At 64.1% G+C, this 16,804-nt stretch carries 17 protein-coding genes; 8 read left to right on the forward strand and 9 right to left on the reverse strand.

The genetic code is table 11. The features are described 5' to 3' along the window. Positions 1-53: 53 nt before the first annotated feature. Both ACNI3Q_RS03570 and ACNI3Q_RS03575 read right to left on the reverse strand, forming a co-directional pair. Complete coding sequence (locus ACNI3Q_RS03570) at positions 54-677, reverse strand: response regulator transcription factor (RefSeq protein WP_426274035.1); 624 nt, start codon at positions 675-677, stop codon at positions 54-56. Between the two features lie 56 nt (positions 678-733). Beyond that, entirely contained in the window at positions 734-1,504 is a 771-nt protein-coding gene (locus ACNI3Q_RS03575) for an enoyl-CoA hydratase-related protein (protein ID WP_426274036.1), read from the reverse strand. 93 nt (positions 1,505-1,597) lie between these two features. On the opposite strand from ACNI3Q_RS03575, the gene ACNI3Q_RS03580 reads away from it, so the two are divergent. Then, the gene (locus ACNI3Q_RS03580) at positions 1,598-2,359 is read left to right on the forward strand and encodes a class II aldolase/adducin family protein (RefSeq protein WP_426274037.1); all 762 of its coding nucleotides are present in this window, start codon (positions 1,598-1,600) and stop codon (positions 2,357-2,359) included. Between the two features lie 41 nt (positions 2,360-2,400). Then, positions 2,401-2,904: a (2Fe-2S)-binding protein gene (locus tag ACNI3Q_RS03585; RefSeq protein WP_426274038.1), complete on the forward strand. Its 504-nt coding sequence runs from the start codon at positions 2,401-2,403 to the stop codon at positions 2,902-2,904. A gap of 31 nt (positions 2,905-2,935) precedes the next feature. Here the strand turns inward: ACNI3Q_RS03585 and ACNI3Q_RS03590 are convergent, their stop codons facing one another. Further along, positions 2,936-3,565 carry a hypothetical protein gene (locus ACNI3Q_RS03590; protein WP_426274039.1) on the reverse strand — a complete coding sequence of 210 codons (630 nt, stop codon included), beginning with the start codon at positions 3,563-3,565 and terminating at the stop codon, positions 2,936-2,938. 3 nt (positions 3,566-3,568) lie between these two features. Between ACNI3Q_RS03590 and ACNI3Q_RS03595 the strand changes: the two genes are divergently transcribed. Both ACNI3Q_RS03595 and ACNI3Q_RS03600 read left to right on the forward strand, forming a co-directional pair. Further along, positions 3,569-3,994 (forward strand): RcnB family protein, encoded by a 426-nt coding sequence (locus tag ACNI3Q_RS03595; protein ID WP_426274040.1) that lies wholly within the window; start codon positions 3,569-3,571, stop codon positions 3,992-3,994. Between the two features lie 83 nt (positions 3,995-4,077). Continuing rightward, positions 4,078-4,755 (forward strand): prolyl hydroxylase family protein, encoded by a 678-nt coding sequence (locus tag ACNI3Q_RS03600; protein ID WP_426274041.1) that lies wholly within the window; start codon positions 4,078-4,080, stop codon positions 4,753-4,755. 51 nt (positions 4,756-4,806) lie between these two features. On the opposite strand, the gene ACNI3Q_RS03605 is transcribed toward ACNI3Q_RS03600, so the two are convergent. Genes ACNI3Q_RS03605 through ACNI3Q_RS03630 form a run of 6 tightly spaced genes read right to left on the reverse strand, consistent with a single transcriptional unit; the run spans position 4,807 to position 12,929 of the window. Beyond that, positions 4,807-6,192 (reverse strand): alpha,alpha-trehalose-phosphate synthase (UDP-forming), encoded by a 1,386-nt coding sequence (locus ACNI3Q_RS03605; protein ID WP_426274042.1) that lies wholly within the window; start codon positions 6,190-6,192, stop codon positions 4,807-4,809. Continuing rightward, positions 6,189-7,991, reverse strand: coding sequence for a glycoside hydrolase family 15 protein (locus ACNI3Q_RS03610; RefSeq protein WP_426274043.1), 1,803 nt, complete (start codon positions 7,989-7,991; stop codon positions 6,189-6,191). Before ACNI3Q_RS03610 ends, ACNI3Q_RS03605 begins: the two co-directional genes overlap by 4 nt. Next, positions 7,988-8,758: a trehalose-phosphatase gene (gene otsB / locus ACNI3Q_RS03615; protein WP_426274044.1), complete on the reverse strand. Its 771-nt coding sequence runs from the start codon at positions 8,756-8,758 to the stop codon at positions 7,988-7,990. Before otsB ends, ACNI3Q_RS03610 begins: the two co-directional genes overlap by 4 nt. Positions 8,759-8,815: 57 nt before the next feature. Then, a complete protein-coding gene (locus ACNI3Q_RS03620) occupies positions 8,816-10,282 on the reverse strand; it encodes a flavin-containing monooxygenase (protein WP_426274045.1) in 1,467 nt (488 codons plus the stop codon). A gap of 54 nt (positions 10,283-10,336) precedes the next feature. Then, a complete protein-coding gene (locus ACNI3Q_RS03625; RefSeq protein ID WP_426274046.1) occupies positions 10,337-12,433 on the reverse strand; it encodes a malate synthase G in 2,097 nt (698 codons plus the stop codon). A 43-nt stretch (positions 12,434-12,476) separates the two neighbouring features. Beyond that, entirely contained in the window at positions 12,477-12,929 is a 453-nt protein-coding gene (locus ACNI3Q_RS03630; RefSeq protein ID WP_426274047.1) for a MarR family winged helix-turn-helix transcriptional regulator, read from the reverse strand. 56 nt (positions 12,930-12,985) lie between these two features. Between ACNI3Q_RS03630 and hppD the strand changes: the two genes are divergently transcribed. Genes hppD through ACNI3Q_RS03650 form a run of 4 tightly spaced genes read left to right on the forward strand, consistent with a single transcriptional unit; the run spans position 12,986 to position 16,720 of the window. Further along, positions 12,986-14,047 (forward strand): 4-hydroxyphenylpyruvate dioxygenase, encoded by a 1,062-nt coding sequence (gene hppD / locus ACNI3Q_RS03635; RefSeq protein ID WP_426274048.1) that lies wholly within the window; start codon positions 12,986-12,988, stop codon positions 14,045-14,047. 44 nt (positions 14,048-14,091) lie between these two features. After that, positions 14,092-15,378 carry a homogentisate 1,2-dioxygenase gene (gene hmgA / locus ACNI3Q_RS03640; RefSeq protein ID WP_426274049.1) on the forward strand — a complete coding sequence of 429 codons (1,287 nt, stop codon included), beginning with the start codon at positions 14,092-14,094 and terminating at the stop codon, positions 15,376-15,378. 47 nt (positions 15,379-15,425) lie between these two features. Further along, complete coding sequence (gene gntA, locus ACNI3Q_RS03645) at positions 15,426-16,115, forward strand: guanitoxin biosynthesis heme-dependent pre-guanitoxin N-hydroxylase GntA (RefSeq protein WP_426274050.1); 690 nt, start codon at positions 15,426-15,428, stop codon at positions 16,113-16,115. Next, complete coding sequence (locus tag ACNI3Q_RS03650; protein WP_426274051.1) at positions 16,112-16,720, forward strand: DUF1989 domain-containing protein; 609 nt, start codon at positions 16,112-16,114, stop codon at positions 16,718-16,720. Before gntA ends, ACNI3Q_RS03650 begins: the two co-directional genes overlap by 4 nt. Positions 16,721-16,804: the final 84 nt, after the last annotated feature.

The following is a 16,804-nucleotide window of genomic DNA, read 5'->3' on the forward strand; positions in this document are numbered from 1 at the left end:
ACTCACCATCCCTATAACCGGGTCACGGGACAAGATCAGTATTTTCCACATTTTCAAAGCGTGTCGTCGGCGACCAGACCCGCATGAAAGGCAAGGCGAAGGACAGTGGAAAGCGAACGCGCCTCCAGCTTGTCCATCAGGTTGGCCCGGTGCACTTCGACCGTCCGGACGCTGAGGCCGAGGCGGTCGGCAATCACCTTGTTCGGCGCGCCATCGATCAACAGGTCGAGCACAGCCCGCTCGCGCGGGGACAACCGGCCGATCAGCGCACGGGCATCGCCGCGGATCTGCTCACGCGCGCGCGCTTCCTCCAGCGCGGCAAAGCCCAGCTCGATCGCGTCGAACAGCTGCTCCGGCTGATACGGCTTTTCGACAAACTCGACAGCGCCCAGTTTCATCGCCTCGACCGCGGAGCGGATGTCGCCCGAACCGGTCACCATGACGACGGGAAAGCGTGCGGCCATCGGCTGCAATTGTCGCAGCACGTCGATGCCCGACGTGCCTGGCATCCGGATATCCAGCAACACGACGCCGTCGTCGCGCCCGTCGATGCCGTCCAGAAACGCATCGCCAGTGGGATAACCGGTAACCATCCAGTTGGGACGAGTACCCATCAGTGCCCGCAACGAATTGCGGACCTCTTCTTCATCGTCAACGATGTAGACGAAACGAACCATGGCCCAACTCTACGCAATATCCACAGGGTCGCAACAGCAATCAGGGCCGTTCACCATTAATTACCGCGAAAGCATGGCTTTCTTTTCTGAAGAAATGCCGCCCCGCCCTCCAGTGCGTCAGATGTGCCGCGCGCGGTGCGCTGATCCGCGGCTTCCCTGGCCAGCGCACCGGCATAATCCTGCTCAAGCGATGCCTGTACCCCGCGCCGGATCAGGCCAAGCGCAACCGTCGGCCCGGCAGCCAGCCGATGCGCCAGCGCCAAGGCGGCCTTGTCCAGTTCGTCATCAGCGACGACCGTGTGAATCATCCCCCAGCCAAGCGCCTTGTCCGCCGCAATCCGTTCGCCCAGCATCATCATTTCCAGCGCACGAGCGCGCCCGATCTGGCGCGGCAACATCCAGCTTGCGCCGCCATCGGGCACCAGACCGATATTGATGAACGCCTGCAGGAAATAGGCGGTGTCGCTGGCCACACAGAAATCGGCGGCCAGGGCAAGGCTGCATCCGATCCCGGCTGCGGCGCCGCGAACGGCGCTGACCACGGGCACGGGCAGATCGGCGATGGCGGCCATCGTGGGATGATAATGATCGGCCAGCGCGCGATGCGTCGCCTCGCCCGGGTCACCGCCAGCCATCGCCGCACCGGCCACATCCGCGCCGGAGCAGAAGGCCCGCCCCGCCCCCCGGATCAGGACAGCGCGCGCATCGCCACGGTCGGTCAGTGCCTGACGCAGGGCATCGAACAGTTCCGGCGGCGCGGCATTCAGCCGGTCCGGGCGGTTCAGCGTCAGCACCAGCACGGCCCCGTCGCGTTCGTTGATCAGCATTGTCACCCGCCCCCTGCAACCCCGCCCCGGCCATTGCGCAATTGCCGGCCTGTGGCATACTCGATGTTCGAAACATGGCGGATGGATCGAATGATGGCAACGGCGCTGGATATGAAATCGCGGATCAGCGATGCCGAATGGCAAGCGCGGCAGCAGCTGGCCGCGTGTTATCGGGTTTTCGACATGCTCGGCTGGTCGGAAATGATCTACAACCACATCACGCTGAAAGTGCCGGGTGAGGATACCGCATTCCTGATCAACCCCTTTGGCCTACACTTCAGCGAGGTGACGGCATCCAAGCTGGTCAAGATCGACATTGACGGCAACACGCTGGATGGCAGCCCCTATCCGGTCAACCGGGCGGGCTTTACCCAGCATTCGGTGTTCCACCGCAACCTGCCCGACGCGCATTGCATCATCCATACGCATACCACGGCGACCATGGCCGTCTGCGCCTCTAGCGCCGGGCTGCGCCCGACCAATTTCTATGCCTGCTCGCTGATCGGACAGATCACCTATCATGATTTCGAAGGGGTGACGGTGCGCCCGGACGAAGGCGAGCGCCTGCTGGCGAGCCTTGGCGACAAGCGGGTGATGCTGCTGCGCAATCACGGTCCGGTGGTCATGGGTCGCACCCTGCCCGAGGCGTTCCTGACATACTGGTCATTGCAGCGCGCCTGCGAGATCCAGCTGGCGACGGGGTCGCTGGGCGAGGCGATCGAGGTGCCGGACGCCGTCATTGCCGTTCACCAGCGCGACCTGAGCCTGGTTCAGGCGCCCGGCGGCACCGGCGCAGCGGACTTTGCCGCCATGGTGCGCCTGGTCGACCGGATCGATCGGAGCTGGCGTGACTGAACGCTCGACAAATGCCCGGCGGCAATTAGGGTCCGTCCGTCATGACCCGCTTTACCGTCAATAATCAGCCTGTTGAATATCGGCTGGACCCCGCCACGCCCCTGCTCTGGGCACTGCGCGATGCATCCAACCTGACGGGTACGAAATATGGCTGCGGCACCGGGCATTGCGGCGCGTGCACCGTGGATATCGACGGCGATGCGCGGCGGTCCTGTCAGGTGCCGATCGGCAGCATCGAAGGGGCATTCGTGACCACGATCGAAGGGCTGTCGCGCGACCGCAGCCATCCGGTGCAGCAGGCACTGCTGGCATCGAACGCGCTGCAATGCGGATATTGCGCACCGGGGATCGTCATGGCCGCAGCGGCGCTGATCCGCGCACGGCCCGATCCGTCGGACGAGGAGATTGTCGAGGCATTGGCTCATCTGTGCCCTTGCGGCAGCTATCCGCGCATCGTCCCTGCCATCCAGCAGGCGGCAAGGGTCGCCCGCGGTGATGAAACGATTGAGCCGTTCGGCACGGTGCCGACAGGGGATGCTTCCTGACAAACCGCTTTCAGCGCAATTCAGCCACGGCTCATCCTGGCGCGCCTAGATCGGGGTCATAGCCGGACTTCCGGCCGCAGGAGAGCCAATGATGCGCCATTCCCTTTTGTTCGGCCTGATCGCCGCCACTGCCCTGTGGCCCGTCCCGGCTAGTGCCGCCACCGGATCCGATCCGCGCAAGACAAGTCCGTCGGCCCTCAACACCCTGCCCTTGCCCGTCGGCGTGGCAGCGGAGCCTGAACTGTTCATGCAGGACCGGGAACGCGGCCAGCGAGGCCAGCGGGGGAACTGGGGCAATGGCAATCGCGGCGGCCGGAGTGGCGGCGAAAACCGCCAGCGTTGGGGCGGCGGCGAGGGTCAGCAGCGCCAGCCCCGGCCGGAGTTCCGGCAGGAACGCCGGGACGACAGGCAGGAGTTTCGTGGCGAGCGTCGCGACGACCGCCGGGAGTTCCGGGTCGACAGGCGCGATGATCGCCAGGATTTCCGGCAGGAGCGGCGCGAGGATCGCGGTGCGTTCCGCAATGGTCAGGTGACTCAGGAACAGTTCCGCCGGGATCGCCGCGACGATCGCCAGGATTTCCGGCGCGACCGCAATGACGACCGGCGCGATTTCCGGGTGGACCGGCGCGAGGATCGCCGTGATTTTCGCATGGATCGCCAAGACTTGCCCCGGGATCGCAACGACGATCGCGGCTGGGACCGAAACGGCAATTGGGGCCGCAACTATGGCGACTGGCGTGACAATCAGCGGTATCGCCAGGGATGGGACGACCGGCGCGGCTGGAATCGCGGCTGGAGCCGGGACAACCGCTATAACTGGCGCTGGTACCGCGAGCGCAATCGTCAAGCCTATCGCCTGCCGCGATATTACGCACCGCAGGGCTGGGGCTATGGCTATCGCCGGTTTTCGGTCGGCATAACGCTGGGGTCGTTCCTGTTTGCCCCGAATTACTGGATCAACGACCCGTTCAGCTATCGACTGCCGCCGGCATACGGCGCGTTCCGCTGGGTCCGTTATTATGACGATGCGCTGCTGGTCGATCTGCGGACCGGTCAGGTGGTTGATGTGGTCTATGACATCTTCTGGTAAGCGGATGCCCGATTGAACCAGAGAGGCCGGGGGCGACCCCGGCCTCTTGCGTTTCGGGACCCATCGGGGGCAAGACCGGCATCGTGAAGACGACGACCCGACGCCCCCCGGAGCCGAGCCCCGTCCGTGCCGAGATCGGCGCGCACGTCAAGGCGCGGCTTGACGCCAATCCCCGACTGAAACGCGCCAATATCCCCAATGCCGACATTTATTTCGGCGCGGATTTCATTCCGCAGGCGACGTGCGACCTGATGATTGCGCGGATCGATGCGGGCAGCCGCAAATCGACGCTGCTGTCCGACAGCGCCGACCCCTATTTCCGCACCAGCGACAGTTGCGACCTCGATCGCTGGGCGCCGGATATCCAGCCGGTGGACGAGGCGATTGCCGACCTGTTGGGCATCCATCCCAATTATGGCGAAACCATTCAGGGCCAGCGATATGCGCCCGGCCAGCAATTCCGCGCGCACCACGATTTCTTTCATTCCACCGAAAGCTATTGGGCGGACATGCAGAAATCGGGCGGCCAGCGCACGTGGACGGCGATGATCTTCCTGAATGACGTGGAAGAAGGGGGCGCCACCTGGTTTCCGCTGGCCGGGGTCAAGTTTCGGCCGAAGCGCGGGTTCCTGCTCGCGTGGAACAACATGCTGGCCGATGGCAGCCCCAATTACGACACCCTGCACGAAGGGATGGCGGTGACGCAGGGCACCAAATACATCATCACGAAATGGTTTCGCGAAGGGCCGTGGATCCGTTGACGGCGTGATTGCCACGTCCGTCGTCGCTTCGCAGCGAGAACAGAGCCAGGATCAGGCGGCTACCGGCTCCTGGACCAGGGCATCGGTAAACCGCTTGCGCCACCACAGCACATCCTCGCGCTCCACATTGTCCATCATGGACCGCCAGCGCGCCTGTCGCTCATCCAGCGGCATCCGCAGCGCACGCAGCAGCGCGTCCGACATTTCATCCGCGCTGAACGGATTGACCAGCACGGCCCCCTCGCCGAGCTGCGCTGCGGCGCCCGCAAAGCGCGACAGGATCAGGACACCGGGATCGTCGGCGTTCTGGGCTGCGACATATTCCTTGGCCACCAGGTTCATGCCGTCGCGAAGCGGCGTGACCAGCCCGATCCGCGCCGCGCGGTAAATGCCGGCCAGCACGTCGCGAGGATACCCCTGATTGACGTAGCGGATCGGCACCCAGTCCATATCGGCATAGGCCCCGTTGATGTGACCGGCCAGCCCCTCCAGCGAGGCGCGGATTTTCCGATAGCTCTCGACAGCGCCGCGCGACGGGGGCGCGATCTGCAACAGGAACACTTCCTTGCGCTCCTCCGGATGGTCGGCAAGGAACCGCTCATAGCCCAGAAACCGTTCTTCCAGCCCCTTGGAATAATCGAGGCGGTCGACCCCGACGATCAGGTCGCGGCCAACGGCACTGTCCTTCATCCGGCGATAGGTCAGGCGGGCATTGGTCGTCTGTGCGGCCGCAACAAACTCTCGCGTGTCGATGCCGATGGGACAGGTCATCACCCGGACGTGCCGGTCGCCAAGGGTCAGCAGGTCGCCATCCAGTTTCGCGCCAAGATCGCGGACTGCAAAATCGACGAAGCTGTCCAGCCATTCCTCGGTGTGAAAGCCGATCAGGTCATAGGCGAACATCGTCCGACCCAGATCGGCGGCTTCCGGCATCGTGTTGAGTAGCCGGCGGGGCGGCCATGGGATGTGCAGGAAAAAGCCGATCCGGTTGGTGCAGCCGCGGTCGCGCAGCATCTGGCCCAGCGGGAACAGATGATAATCCTGAACCCAGACCAGATCCGATTTGTCGATCAGCGGCCGGACAGTTTCGGCAAACCGATCATTGACCCGCTGATAGCCGCCGGCAAACCCCCGCTCATATTCGGCAAGGTCGATGCGATAGTGGAACAGCGGCCATAGCGTTCGGTTGGCATAGCCGTTGTAATATTCCTCGATATCCTGCGGCTCCAGGTCAACCGTGGCGCTGGTAACGCCCTGCGCCCGCTGAAAATGGATATGCCCGTTGAAGCTGTCCGTTGTCTCCCCAGACCAGCCGAACCAGATGCCGCCCATTTCGCGCAGCGCCGCAGACAATGCCACCGCCAGACCGCCCTGCGCTCCGTTCTGACCGTCACGCGGCGCCGAAACGCGGTTCGAAATGACGATCAGGCGGCTCATCTTATGGCACTCCATGGTTTGCTGAGCAGAACAGCGCAGTTGATCATGCCGACCAGCGAATAGGTTTGCGGGTAATTGCCCCACAATTCCCCGGTCGCCGGATCGATATCCTCGGACAGCAGGCCGGCGGCGGTGCGGCGGCTGAGCATTTCGTCAAACAATGCCCGCGCATCGGCGTCGCGGCCGGTGAAATGCAGCGCCTCGATCAGCCAGAAGGTGCAGACGTTGAACGCCGTTTCGGGCAGGCCGAAATCATCCTCCGTGTCATAACGCAGCATATGGCTGCCCCGGCGCAGACCCTGTTCCACGGCGGTCAGCGTGTCCTGAAAGCGGGGATCGTCCGGCGTCAGGAACCGAAGGTCCAGAAGCTGAATCAGGCTGGCGTCCAGATCATCGCCGCTGAACGTCGCCGACATGCGCCGGGTGTCCGGCCGCCAGGCCGCGCCCTCGATCGTTGCGCGCATTGTATCCGCCCGACCGGCCCAGAAGGTCGCACGATCACCAAGGCCCAGCCGCTCCCCCGCCTTGGCCAGCCGGTCGCACGCCGCCCAACACATGGCGGCGGAATAGGTGTGGACAGACTGGCGGGTGCGCAGTTCCCAAAGGCCCGCATCCGGCTGATCATACACGGCAAAGGCGCGTTCGCCGACCCGTTCCAGCGCGGCGAAATCCTCCTCGCCCGCCATACGGAGCAAGCGCTCGTCGAAAAATGCCTGCACGTTGGACAGGACGATCTGGCCATAGGCGTCGTGCTGAACCTGTTCATAGGCCTGATTGCCGACGCGCACCGGCCCCATGCCGCGATAGCCGGACAGGCGGGGCGCCTCTGCCTCGATCAGCGTCTTTTCGCCGAGCAGGCCATAGAGCGGCTGGATCGCACCACCCTTGGCATCGTCGACGATGTTGCGCAGATAGCCGAGATACCCCTCCAGCACGTCCAGCGCACCGACGCGGTTCAGCGCCTGAACCGTGTAATAGGCGTCGCGGATCCAGCAATAGCGATAGTCCCAGTTGCGCTGCGATCCGGCATGTTCCGGGATCGACGTGGTCAGCGCGGCGACGATCGCCCCGGTTTCCTCATATTGGCACAGCTTCAGCGTGATCGCGGAACGGATGACGACATCCTGCCATTCCAGCGGGGTGGCAAGGCCGCGCGCCCAATGCTGCCAGTGATGGGTGGTATAGGCGAGCATTTCGTCCATCGTGGTCGCAATGTCGCCCGAAAAACTCTCATCCGGACCGAGGAAGAAGTGCAGCGGGCGCTCGACCCGATACCAGCGTTCCTCCTGCGTCAGCCCGACCGGCGCGTTGGTGGACAGGCGCATCGTCTGCCCGGCCAGCAGATAGCGGATATGGTTCGATCCGCTGGTCGTGATAACCGCGCTGTCGCCCCAGTCGCGCGTCGGGCGCAACCGGACGCGGATACGCGGGCTTCCCGCCAGCGGGCGAACGATGCGGGCAAAGGAGACGGGGCGATAGGTCCGCCCCAGCCGTTCGAACCGGGGACAGAAATCGAGGATTTCGATGGCGTTGCCCGCCTGATCCCGCAACCGGCTGCGCAGGATCGCGGTGTTGCGGACATACGCCTGTTCGACCTCAGCGCAGTCTTCCAGATCGATTGCCCACAGGCCGACAGCATCACCCGATGCGGGATCCCGCCCGTCGATCAGGGAGCTGAACAGCGGATCTCCGTCAAAGCGCGGCGCACAGCCCCAGACAAGCCGTGCCTGCCGGTCGATCAGCGCGGCGACCTGACAATTGCCGATGGGCCACAGGTCCAGCGTTGTCCGATCCATCATTTCGCCTGATCCATCGCGTCCAGCCAGGCATGGACCGCATCAACATCAGGCAGACGGTATGTTGCAGCGGTCGGCCGCGCCTCTCCCACCAGCACAGCGCCGCCGCCAAGGTCGCGCGCGGCGATGAATGCCGGCTCGTCCGTCACGTCATCGCCGACGAACCAGGGAAGCGCACCGGCAAAGACCGGATCGTCCATGAACCGGCGCAGCGCCGTTCCCTTGTCCGCTCCGCGCGGGCGCAGTTCGAACACCATCTTGCCCCGCTGCACCTTTAGCCGGTGAATAGAGGCGAGGCATTCGACCAGTTGCTCGGCCTCGTCCGCCTGTTCGGGTGCGCCGCGATAATGGATGCCGACGCCCAGCGGCTTGCGCTCGACCAGCATCCCCGGCCGCTGTCCGGCAAATACCTCAAGCTCGCACAGCGCCTCGTCCAGCGTATCGGGACGGGTTACGGCCGTGATCGTGCCGTCCGTGTTGCGAAGCTCCAGCCCGTGGCTGCCACTGGCGGCGATCATGCCCAGCCCCAGCAGCGAATCGATGGTGGCAAGCGAACGCCCGCTGATGATGGCAAGCCGTCCGTCCAGCCGTTCGGCGAGACGGGCCAGCAGCAACGGCAACGCGTCAGGCACGACCACCGCATCCGGCCGATCTGCAATGGGGATCAGCGTGCCGTCGAGGTCCAGGAACAGCGCAAACGGCCCGTCGGGCGACGGGGGCGGCACGAGGTTGGTAAGATTATGGGCGTTTTCCGCCAAAAGTTCATGCATGCAACGATCGCCTCCCACTCCCCAACGAACAGGGGCTGGTTGCGTTGCACCAAAAATTCAGGCGGCGGCGCGTGCCGGGACCGGATTGGAAAATTCCATCTCGCGGTCGACCGACCCGTATTTCAGCGCGAGCAGGTCGAGCAGATAATTCTGGTGCAGCCGCCATGGCTTGCGGGTCCCCTGTTTGGGGAATTGTGCCATGGCGCGCTGAACATACCCCGATGTGAAATCCAGAAACGGCGCCTCGCCCGTCGCCTCTGCCGAGACGCGCGGCGTTGCCTGCCGCATTCCGCGCGCGCGCATGGCGTTCAGCAGGCGGCAGACATAGGCCGCTGTCAGGTCGGCCTTCAGCGTCCAGCTGGCATTGGTATAGCCGAAACAGATCGCCAGATTGGGCACGTCCGACAGCATCATGCCCTTGTAATTCAACGTATCGGGCAGGTTCAGCCGCACGCCGTCCACGCTGACCGCAATGCCGCCCATCAGCTTCAGTTCCAGCCCCGTCGCCGTCACCACGATATCGGCGGGCAGCATCCGCCCATCAGTCAGGCGGATGCCATCCGCCGCGAACCGATCGATCCGGCCGGTCACCACCCCCGCCCGCCCCTCGCCCAGCGCGGTGAACAGGTCGGCATCAGGGACCAGGCAGACCCGCTGATCCCACGGTTTGTAGCTGGGGGTGAAATGCGTCTCGACATCATAGCCCGCGGGAAGCGCATCGCGGACCATGCCGATCAGCCGGTCGGCAAACTGACGCGGCCGGGCACGGGCCAGCTTGTGGAATATCTGCTGCAACAGGACGTTGCGCCAGCGGGTGATGCCATAGGCGAGCTTTAACGGCAGATGATCGCGCATCCAGTTGGCAAGGGCATCCTCAGACGGGCGCGACGCCATATAGGTGGGCGATCGCTGCAACATCGTGACATGGCCCGCCTGTTTGGCGAGTTCCGGCACCAGCGTCACTGCGGTTGCCCCGCTGCCGATCACCACGATCCGTTTGCCGGAATAATCCAGTTCCTCCGGCCAGAATTGCGGGTGGATCACCTGCCCCGCAAACGCCGCCTGTCCCGGAAAATCCGGGGTGTGGCCACGCGCATAGTCGTAATAGCCCGATCCAAGGAACAGGAAGCTGCATTCGATCAACGATTGCGCCCCGCCCTGCTCGACCGTCACCCGCCACAGCGCATCGGGCGTCGACCAGTCGGCAGCGATGACCCGCGTGCCCGTGCGGATATGTCCGTCCAGCCCCTCGTCCCGCACCGTGTCGTGCAGATAGCGCAGAATGGACGGACCATCGGCAATCGCCTTGCTGTCCGTCCACGGGCGAAAGGAATAGCCCAGCGTGAACATGTCGCTGTCCGACCGGATGCCGGGATAGCGGAACAGGTCCCAAGTGCCGCCAATCCGATCCCGCCCCTCCAGGATCACGAAGCTTCGATCCGGGCAGCGATGTTTCAGGTGAACGCCAGCGCCGATGCCGGAAATCCCGGCACCCACCACGACCACGTCAAACCGCTCGGCCATCGGCACTCCTCTCTCCTGCCGGAGAGGCTAGACCATGGCTTACTGACAATCCAGTCAGTAAGCGCCCGCCTTGACCCGAAGGCGCCAGGCATGAAGCAGCGGCTCGGTATAGCCATTGGGCTGCGCCATGCCATCGAACACCAGCGCGCGGGCTGCGCGAAAGGCGGCACTGTCCGGCGTCAGTGGCCGGTACAACGGATCGGCCGCATTCTGGGCATCCACCTTTGCCGCCATGCGGGTCAGCGCGGCATCGACCTGATCCGGCGTGGCAACACCGTGATGCAGCCAGTTCGCCATGTGCTGAGCACTGATGCGCAGGGTCGCCCGATCCTCCATCAGGCCGATATCGTTGATATCCGGCACCTTTGAACAACCGACCCCCTGATCGATCCAGCGGACGACATAGCCCAGGATCCCTTGAGCATTATTGTCGAGTTCCCGCGCCACTTCCCCGGCCTTCCAGTTGCGCCCGGCAGCGACCGGGATGGTCAGCAGCCCGTCGAGGCCGGGGATCGCCTCACCCGCGATGTCCCGGTGCCGCGCAAACACGTCGACCGCATGATAGTGCATGGCGTGCAGCGTGGCGGCGGTGGGCGACGGGACCCAGGCGGTGTTGGCGCCGCTCATCGGATGGCCGATCTTCTGTTCGATCATGTCCGCCATGCGATCGGGCGCGGCCCACATCCCCTTGCCGATCTGCGCCCGGTCGGACAGACCGCAGGCCAGGCCGATGCGGACATTGCGATCCTCATAGGCCCTGATCCAGGCGCTTGCCTTCATCTCCGCCTTGGGGATCATCGCGCCGGCGTGCATCGCGGTGTGCATCTCGTCCCCCGTGCGATCGAGGAAGCCGGTGTTGATGAACACGATCCGGTCACGCACCGCATGGATACAGGCGGCGAGGTTGGCGCTGGTCCGCCGTTCTTCATCCATCACGCCCACCTTGATCGTGTGGCGCGGCAGGACGAGCAGATCCTCCACCGCGTCGAACAGCGCGTTGGTGAAGGCGCATTCGGCGGGACCGTGCATCTTCGGCTTGACGATATAGACGCTGCCCGTGCGGCTGTTGCGATGCTGGCCCAGCCCGCGCAGGTCGAACAGCGCGATGGTCGAGGTAACGATCGCGTCGAGGATGCCCTCTGGCACCTCGCTGCCGTTGGGCAGATGGACGGCCGGCGTCGTCATCAGGTGACCGACGTTGCGCACGAACAGGAGAGCGCGGCCCGGCAGTCGATAGGGCGCACCATCCGGCGCGGCATAATCGCGGTCGGGGTGGAGCCGCCGGGTCAGGCTGCGCCCGCCCTTGTCGAACGTTTCCGACAGATCGCCGCGCATCAGGCCGAGCCAGTTGGCATAGCCCAGCCGCTTGTCGGCCGCGTCCACGGCTGCAACCGAATCCTCCAGGTCGATGATCGCGGTCAGCGCCGATTCCAGGACCACATCGGCGATCCCGGCCGGATCGGTCGCGCCGATGGGATGGGCGCGGTCGATCACAACCTCGATATGCAGTCCATGGTGACGGAACAGCAGATTGTCGCCCGCAGAGCCGACGAACTGGCCCGGATCGGCGAGCGGCAGCGTGCCACCCGACCAGTCTGCCCAGCTCAGCCCGGTCAGCGGCACCGCCTGATCCAGCAAGGCCTTTGCCCGCGCAATCACTTGCGCGCCGCGGTCCACATCATATCCGCCCGGCCTTGCCCCGCCCGGAACCGCATCCGTTCCGTACAGCGCATCGTACAGGCTGCCCCAGCGGGCATTGGCGGCATTCAGCACGAACCGGGCATTGAGCGCGGGGACGACAAGCTGCGGCCCGGCCATCGTCGCGATTTCTGCGTCCACATCAGTGGTGCCGATGGCAAAGGGGGTGGGCTCATCGACCAGATAGCCGATCTGACGCAAGAACGCCTGATAGGCTGCCATGTCGGCAATCGGTCCGGGATGGTTGCGGTGCCAGTCGTCCAGAGCGGCCTGAATCCGGTCCCGCTCCGCCAGCAGCGCCCGGTTTTCGGGTACGAACCGGGCAAGGATCGCAGCAACGCCGGACCACCAGCCATCGGCGTCCAGCCCCAGCGGGGTCAGCACCTCGCCCTCCAGAAACCCGGCCAGCGCGGCATCGATCGACAGGCCCGCGCGCACGACGGCATCGGTCATTCGCATTCCCCCATAATCGGGCCATGATCGGTTCTGGCGGGATTCAGCTGTGGCCCGTGCCGATCCGCTCCGCCGCCTGCTCTAACCGCACCAGATAGCCGGTCAATCGCTCGCGTTCGGCATCAGTGAAACCGGCCATCAATTCCGCCTCCATCGCCAATGCCTTTGGTGCGATCTCATCATAGAGTTGCCGGCCGGATGCGCTCAGCGATAGAAGCTGCGACCGCTGATCGGCCGGATTGGCCTTGCGCGTCACCAGCCCGCGTTCGACCAGCGTCAGCGCAGCGCGGCTGACCGTCATCTTGTCCATCCGCGTGCGCACGCCCAACGCCTGCTGACTGGCCGCCCCCTCTTCCGCCAGCACGGCGACCAGCCGCCATTCGGGGATTTTGAGGCCGAACAGCGCCTGATACGCCGTCGCAATCGCCGCCGATACGCGGTTCGACGCGATGGACAGGCGATAGGGCAGAAACTGATCGAGACTGAGCCTTGGCATCCAAGCTTGGTTCCGCTATTTAGTAACCGATGTTACCAGTTATACCGGAGAGCGCAATGTCTGATCTGCCCAACCCGATGGGTCTCGATGGCTTTGAATTCGTCGAGTTCACCGGCCCCGATCCGCAGGCGCTGGCCGGATTGTTCACCGCAATGGGCTTTACCCATGTCGGCACGCACCGGTCCAAGAATGTGCGTCATTATGCTCAGGGTGACATCAATTTCATCCTGAACATGGAGCCAGCGGGCCAGGTCGCCGATTTCCGGGAGCAGCACGGGCCGAGCGCCAATGCCATGGCCTTTCGCGTCAAGGACGCGGCCGCTGCACTCAAACTCGCCGTCGAGAAAGGCGCCGTGCCGGTGGAGGGCAAGGTCGGCCCGGCCGAGCTGAACATCCCGGCGATCGAGGGGATTGGCGGGGCGAACCTGTATCTGGTCGACCGGCGCGGCGCGGCCACGATCTATGACATCGATTTCGAGCCGACCGGCGCCAGCGCGGACGATCATTCAGTCGGTCTGCACACGCTCGACCACCTGACCCACAATCTGAAGCGCGGGCGGATGGATTACTGGGCGGATTATTACGAGCGCATCTTCAACTTTCGCCAGATCCGCTATTTCGACATCGAAGGTCAGGCGACGGGCCTGTTTTCCAAGGCGATGACCGCGCCGGACAACAAGATCCGCATTCCCTTGAACGAAAGCCAGGATGAACACAGCCAGATCGAAGAGTTCATCAAGGACTATAAGGGCGAGGGCATTCAGCACATCGCGCTGGCGACCGACGATATCTTTGCCACGGTCGATGCCCTGCGCGCACGCGGCATCCGGTTTCAGGACACACCCGACACCTATTTCGACCTGATCGACAAGCGCCTGCCCGGCCATGCCCATGACGTCGAGGAGATGCGCAAGCGCAAGATCCTGATCGACGGGGCGCCGGAAACCGGTGGGGGATTGCTGCTGCAGATCTTTACCGAAAACATGGTCGGCCCGATCTTTTTCGAGATCATCCAGCGCAAGGGCAATGACGGCTTTGGCGAGGGCAATTTCAAAGCGCTGTTCGAAAGCATCGAACTGGACCAGATCCGACGCGGCGTCGTGCCCGCAAAGGCTTGATGGACACTTCCCCTCTCTTTCAGGAGAGGGGGCATGGAGCAACCATGACCGATTATCTGTCCGGTTTCGGCAACCATTTCGCGACGGAGGCAATGCCCGGTGCGCTGCCCGTCAACAGCAATTCGCCGCAGCGACCCGCATTCGGCCTGTATGCAGAGCAGTTGTCGGGCACCGCCTTTACCGCGCCACGGCATGAAAATCGCCGCAGCTGGCTATATCGCCTGCGACCCAGCGCGGCGCACGAACCCTTTGCGCCCTATGCCGGCGCACCGCTGTTTGTCGCCGATACCGGGGACGCGCCGCTTGCGCCGAACCGGCTGCGCTGGTCCCCGCTGACGATCAGCGAAGGGGCCGATTGGCTCGACAGCCTGACCACGATGCTGGTTGCCGGATCGCCGGGGGATCAGCATGGCGCGGCGCTCCATATCTGGCGCGCGGACAGGGACATGACCGCCCGCGCTTTCGTGAACGCCGATGCGGAAATGGTGCTGGTGCCGCAACAGGGCGGGATCGCGGTGCTGACCGAGCTTGGGCGGATCGAGGCCGCGCCGGGCCATATCGTGCTGATCCCGCGCGGGGTGCGGTTTCGCGTGACACTGACCGATGGTGCCTCGCGCGGTTATGTCTGCGAAAACTTCGGCTCGCCCTTCCGCCTGCCGGACCTGGGGCCGATCGGCGCCAATGGCCTGGCCAATCCGCGCGATTTCGAAACGCCCATTGCCTGGTTCGAGGATGAGGAGGGACCGTTCGAGCTGATCCAGAAATTCGACGGCACGCTCTGGTCGACCGACCTTGGCCGCAGCCCGCTGGATGTGGTCGCCTGGCACGGCAATTATGCGCCATGCCGGTATGATCTTTCGCGGTTCAACACCATGAACACGGTGAGTTTCGATCATCCCGATCCGTCGATCTTTACCGTGCTGACCAGCCCGAGCGATGTGCCGGGCACGGCCAATGCCGATTTCGTGATCTTTCCACCCCGCTGGATGGTGGCGGAGGACACGTTCCGGCCGCCCTGGTTCCATCGCAACTTCATGTCGGAGGCGATGGGCCTGATCCATGGCGTGTATGATGCCAAGGAGGGCGAAGGCTTTGGCCCCGGCGCGATTTCCTTGCACAATCAGATGGCCGGGCATGGGCCGGACGTCACCAGCTGGCGCAAGGCGAGCGAGGCAGAGCTGACGCCTCACAAGATCGAAGGCACCATGGCATTCATGCTGGAAAGCCGATGGGTCTATCGCCCCACCCGCTTTGCGCTGGGCCACGCCCAGCCCGACTATGACGCTGCCTGGACGGGATTTGCCAAGGCAAAGCTGCCCGGAACCGTTTGATTTGCCGAAGGTTACCCCCTCCACGGTAAAAGGAGGGGCCGACCGGAATGTTCAATTGGCAACATAGCGCGCAGCATGAGCTGGAACAGCGCCTGTTTGCGCATGTCGAGGAACGATCCTTTCCCTGTGTCGGGGCAAAGGCGGCATTGGCACGGGGAACGCTGTCTGTCCTGGCTTGCGACCGGATCGACAGCGCATGGGACGATGTGCGCATTCACGACAGGCTGATGGCATTTGTCGAGGAGTATCGCCGCGACCGCGCCTTGTATCGCAGCATGGCAGTGGTTTTCGACGGACCGGCGGAACTGGACGAGCCGGCGTTCGAGGGCGCCCTGTGGCGCCGCGTCCAGTCGCTGTCGGACAAGGATGTGTGGCGCGGCCAAACCTATGATCCGCGGGTCAGCGCCGATCCCGACAATCCGCATTTCTCGCTGAGTTTCGGCGGAGAGGCGTTCTTCATCGTCGGCCTGCATCCCGGCGCCAGCCGCCCCGCCCGCCGGTTCGCGAGGCCAGCGATGATCTTCAATCTGCATGATCAGTTCGAACGGCTGCGTGCGGAGGGAAAATATGAGGGGATGCGCGAAAAGATCCTGGCACGGGACGAAGCACTGGCGGGCAGCCGCAATCCGATGCTCGCCCGGCATGGAGAGGTCAGCGAGGCACGGCAATATTCGGGCCGCGCCGTCGACCCGGAATGGGAATGCCCGTTCAGCTATGCCGGCGGGGAAGCCAAGTGACGGCGACCGCACAAGAGCCGCCACTCAACCTAATCCCCGAGCGCAGCGGCACCGCCTTTTCCCTCGAACAAGGTCAGGTGCTGGAGGTCGTCGATCCAAAGGGGGTTCAGGTTTCAGACCTGCTGGCGTTCAACGCGCATGACCTGGATGAAGTCATCTCGTCCGGCCGAACGCTGGATTATGCCGAGACGCTATTCCTGACGACCGGGCACCAGCTGTTTTCCAACCGTTCCAATCCGATGCTGACCATCATTCACGATGATGTCGGCCGTCACGACTTTCTGCTGACCCCCTGCTCCGAGGGTACGTTTCGCCACTTCTATCCGGACCTGCCGGTGCATCGCGGGTGTTTCGGCAATCTGGCCGCGGCGCTGGCACCCTGGGGCATTGCCCCGGACCGGATCCCGGTTGCCTTCAATATCTTCATGCATGTCGCGGTCGATGGCGAAACCGGCAGGCTGTCCGTCCTGCCGCCGATCAGCCGGGCGGGTGACGCGATTCGGTTCCGTGCCGAAATGGACCTGGTGATCGGACTGACCGCCTGCTCTGCCCCTGCCTCCAACGGCGGAAGGTTCAAGCCGATTGGCTGGCGCGTTCACGCATAGAAACCATGAGTTGCAGAATATGCAATGATAGCGATATCATTTTGCACTTGCGAACAAACGCGCTGCACTGCATATAAACCATGC

It is taken from the genome of Sphingomonas eleionomae (assembly GCF_049889035.1).
GTDB lineage: Bacteria > Pseudomonadota > Alphaproteobacteria > Sphingomonadales > Sphingomonadaceae > Sphingomonas.

Bases quoted from the DNA above. Each gene is read 5' to 3' on its own strand.
- ACNI3Q_RS03625 (WP_426274046.1), bottom strand. From the start codon at position 12,433: ATGACCGATGCCGTCGTGCGCGCGGGCCTGTCGATCGATGCCGCGCTG.
- ACNI3Q_RS03620 (WP_426274045.1), bottom strand. From the start codon at position 10,282: ATGGCCGAGCGGTTTGACGTGGTCGTGGTGGGTGCCGGGATTTCCGGC.
- hppD (WP_426274048.1), top strand. From the start codon at position 12,986: ATGTCTGATCTGCCCAACCCGATGGGTCTCGATGGCTTTGAATTCGTC.
- ACNI3Q_RS03570 (WP_426274035.1), bottom strand. From the start codon at position 677: ATGGTTCGTTTCGTCTACATCGTTGACGATGAAGAAGAGGTCCGCAAT.
- hmgA (WP_426274049.1), top strand. From the start codon at position 14,092: ATGACCGATTATCTGTCCGGTTTCGGCAACCATTTCGCGACGGAGGCA.
- ACNI3Q_RS03630 (WP_426274047.1), bottom strand. From the start codon at position 12,929: ATGCCAAGGCTCAGTCTCGATCAGTTTCTGCCCTATCGCCTGTCCATC.
- ACNI3Q_RS03605 (WP_426274042.1), bottom strand. From the start codon at position 6,192: ATGAGCCGCCTGATCGTCATTTCGAACCGCGTTTCGGCGCCGCGTGAC.
- gntA (WP_426274050.1), top strand. From the start codon at position 15,426: ATGTTCAATTGGCAACATAGCGCGCAGCATGAGCTGGAACAGCGCCTG.
- ACNI3Q_RS03580 (WP_426274037.1), top strand. From the start codon at position 1,598: ATGGCAACGGCGCTGGATATGAAATCGCGGATCAGCGATGCCGAATGG.
- ACNI3Q_RS03585 (WP_426274038.1), top strand. From the start codon at position 2,401: ATGACCCGCTTTACCGTCAATAATCAGCCTGTTGAATATCGGCTGGAC.
- ACNI3Q_RS03610 (WP_426274043.1), bottom strand. From the start codon at position 7,991: ATGATGGATCGGACAACGCTGGACCTGTGGCCCATCGGCAATTGTCAG.
- otsB (WP_426274044.1), bottom strand. From the start codon at position 8,758: ATGCATGAACTTTTGGCGGAAAACGCCCATAATCTTACCAACCTCGTG.
- ACNI3Q_RS03575 (WP_426274036.1), bottom strand. From the start codon at position 1,504: ATGCTGATCAACGAACGCGACGGGGCCGTGCTGGTGCTGACGCTGAAC.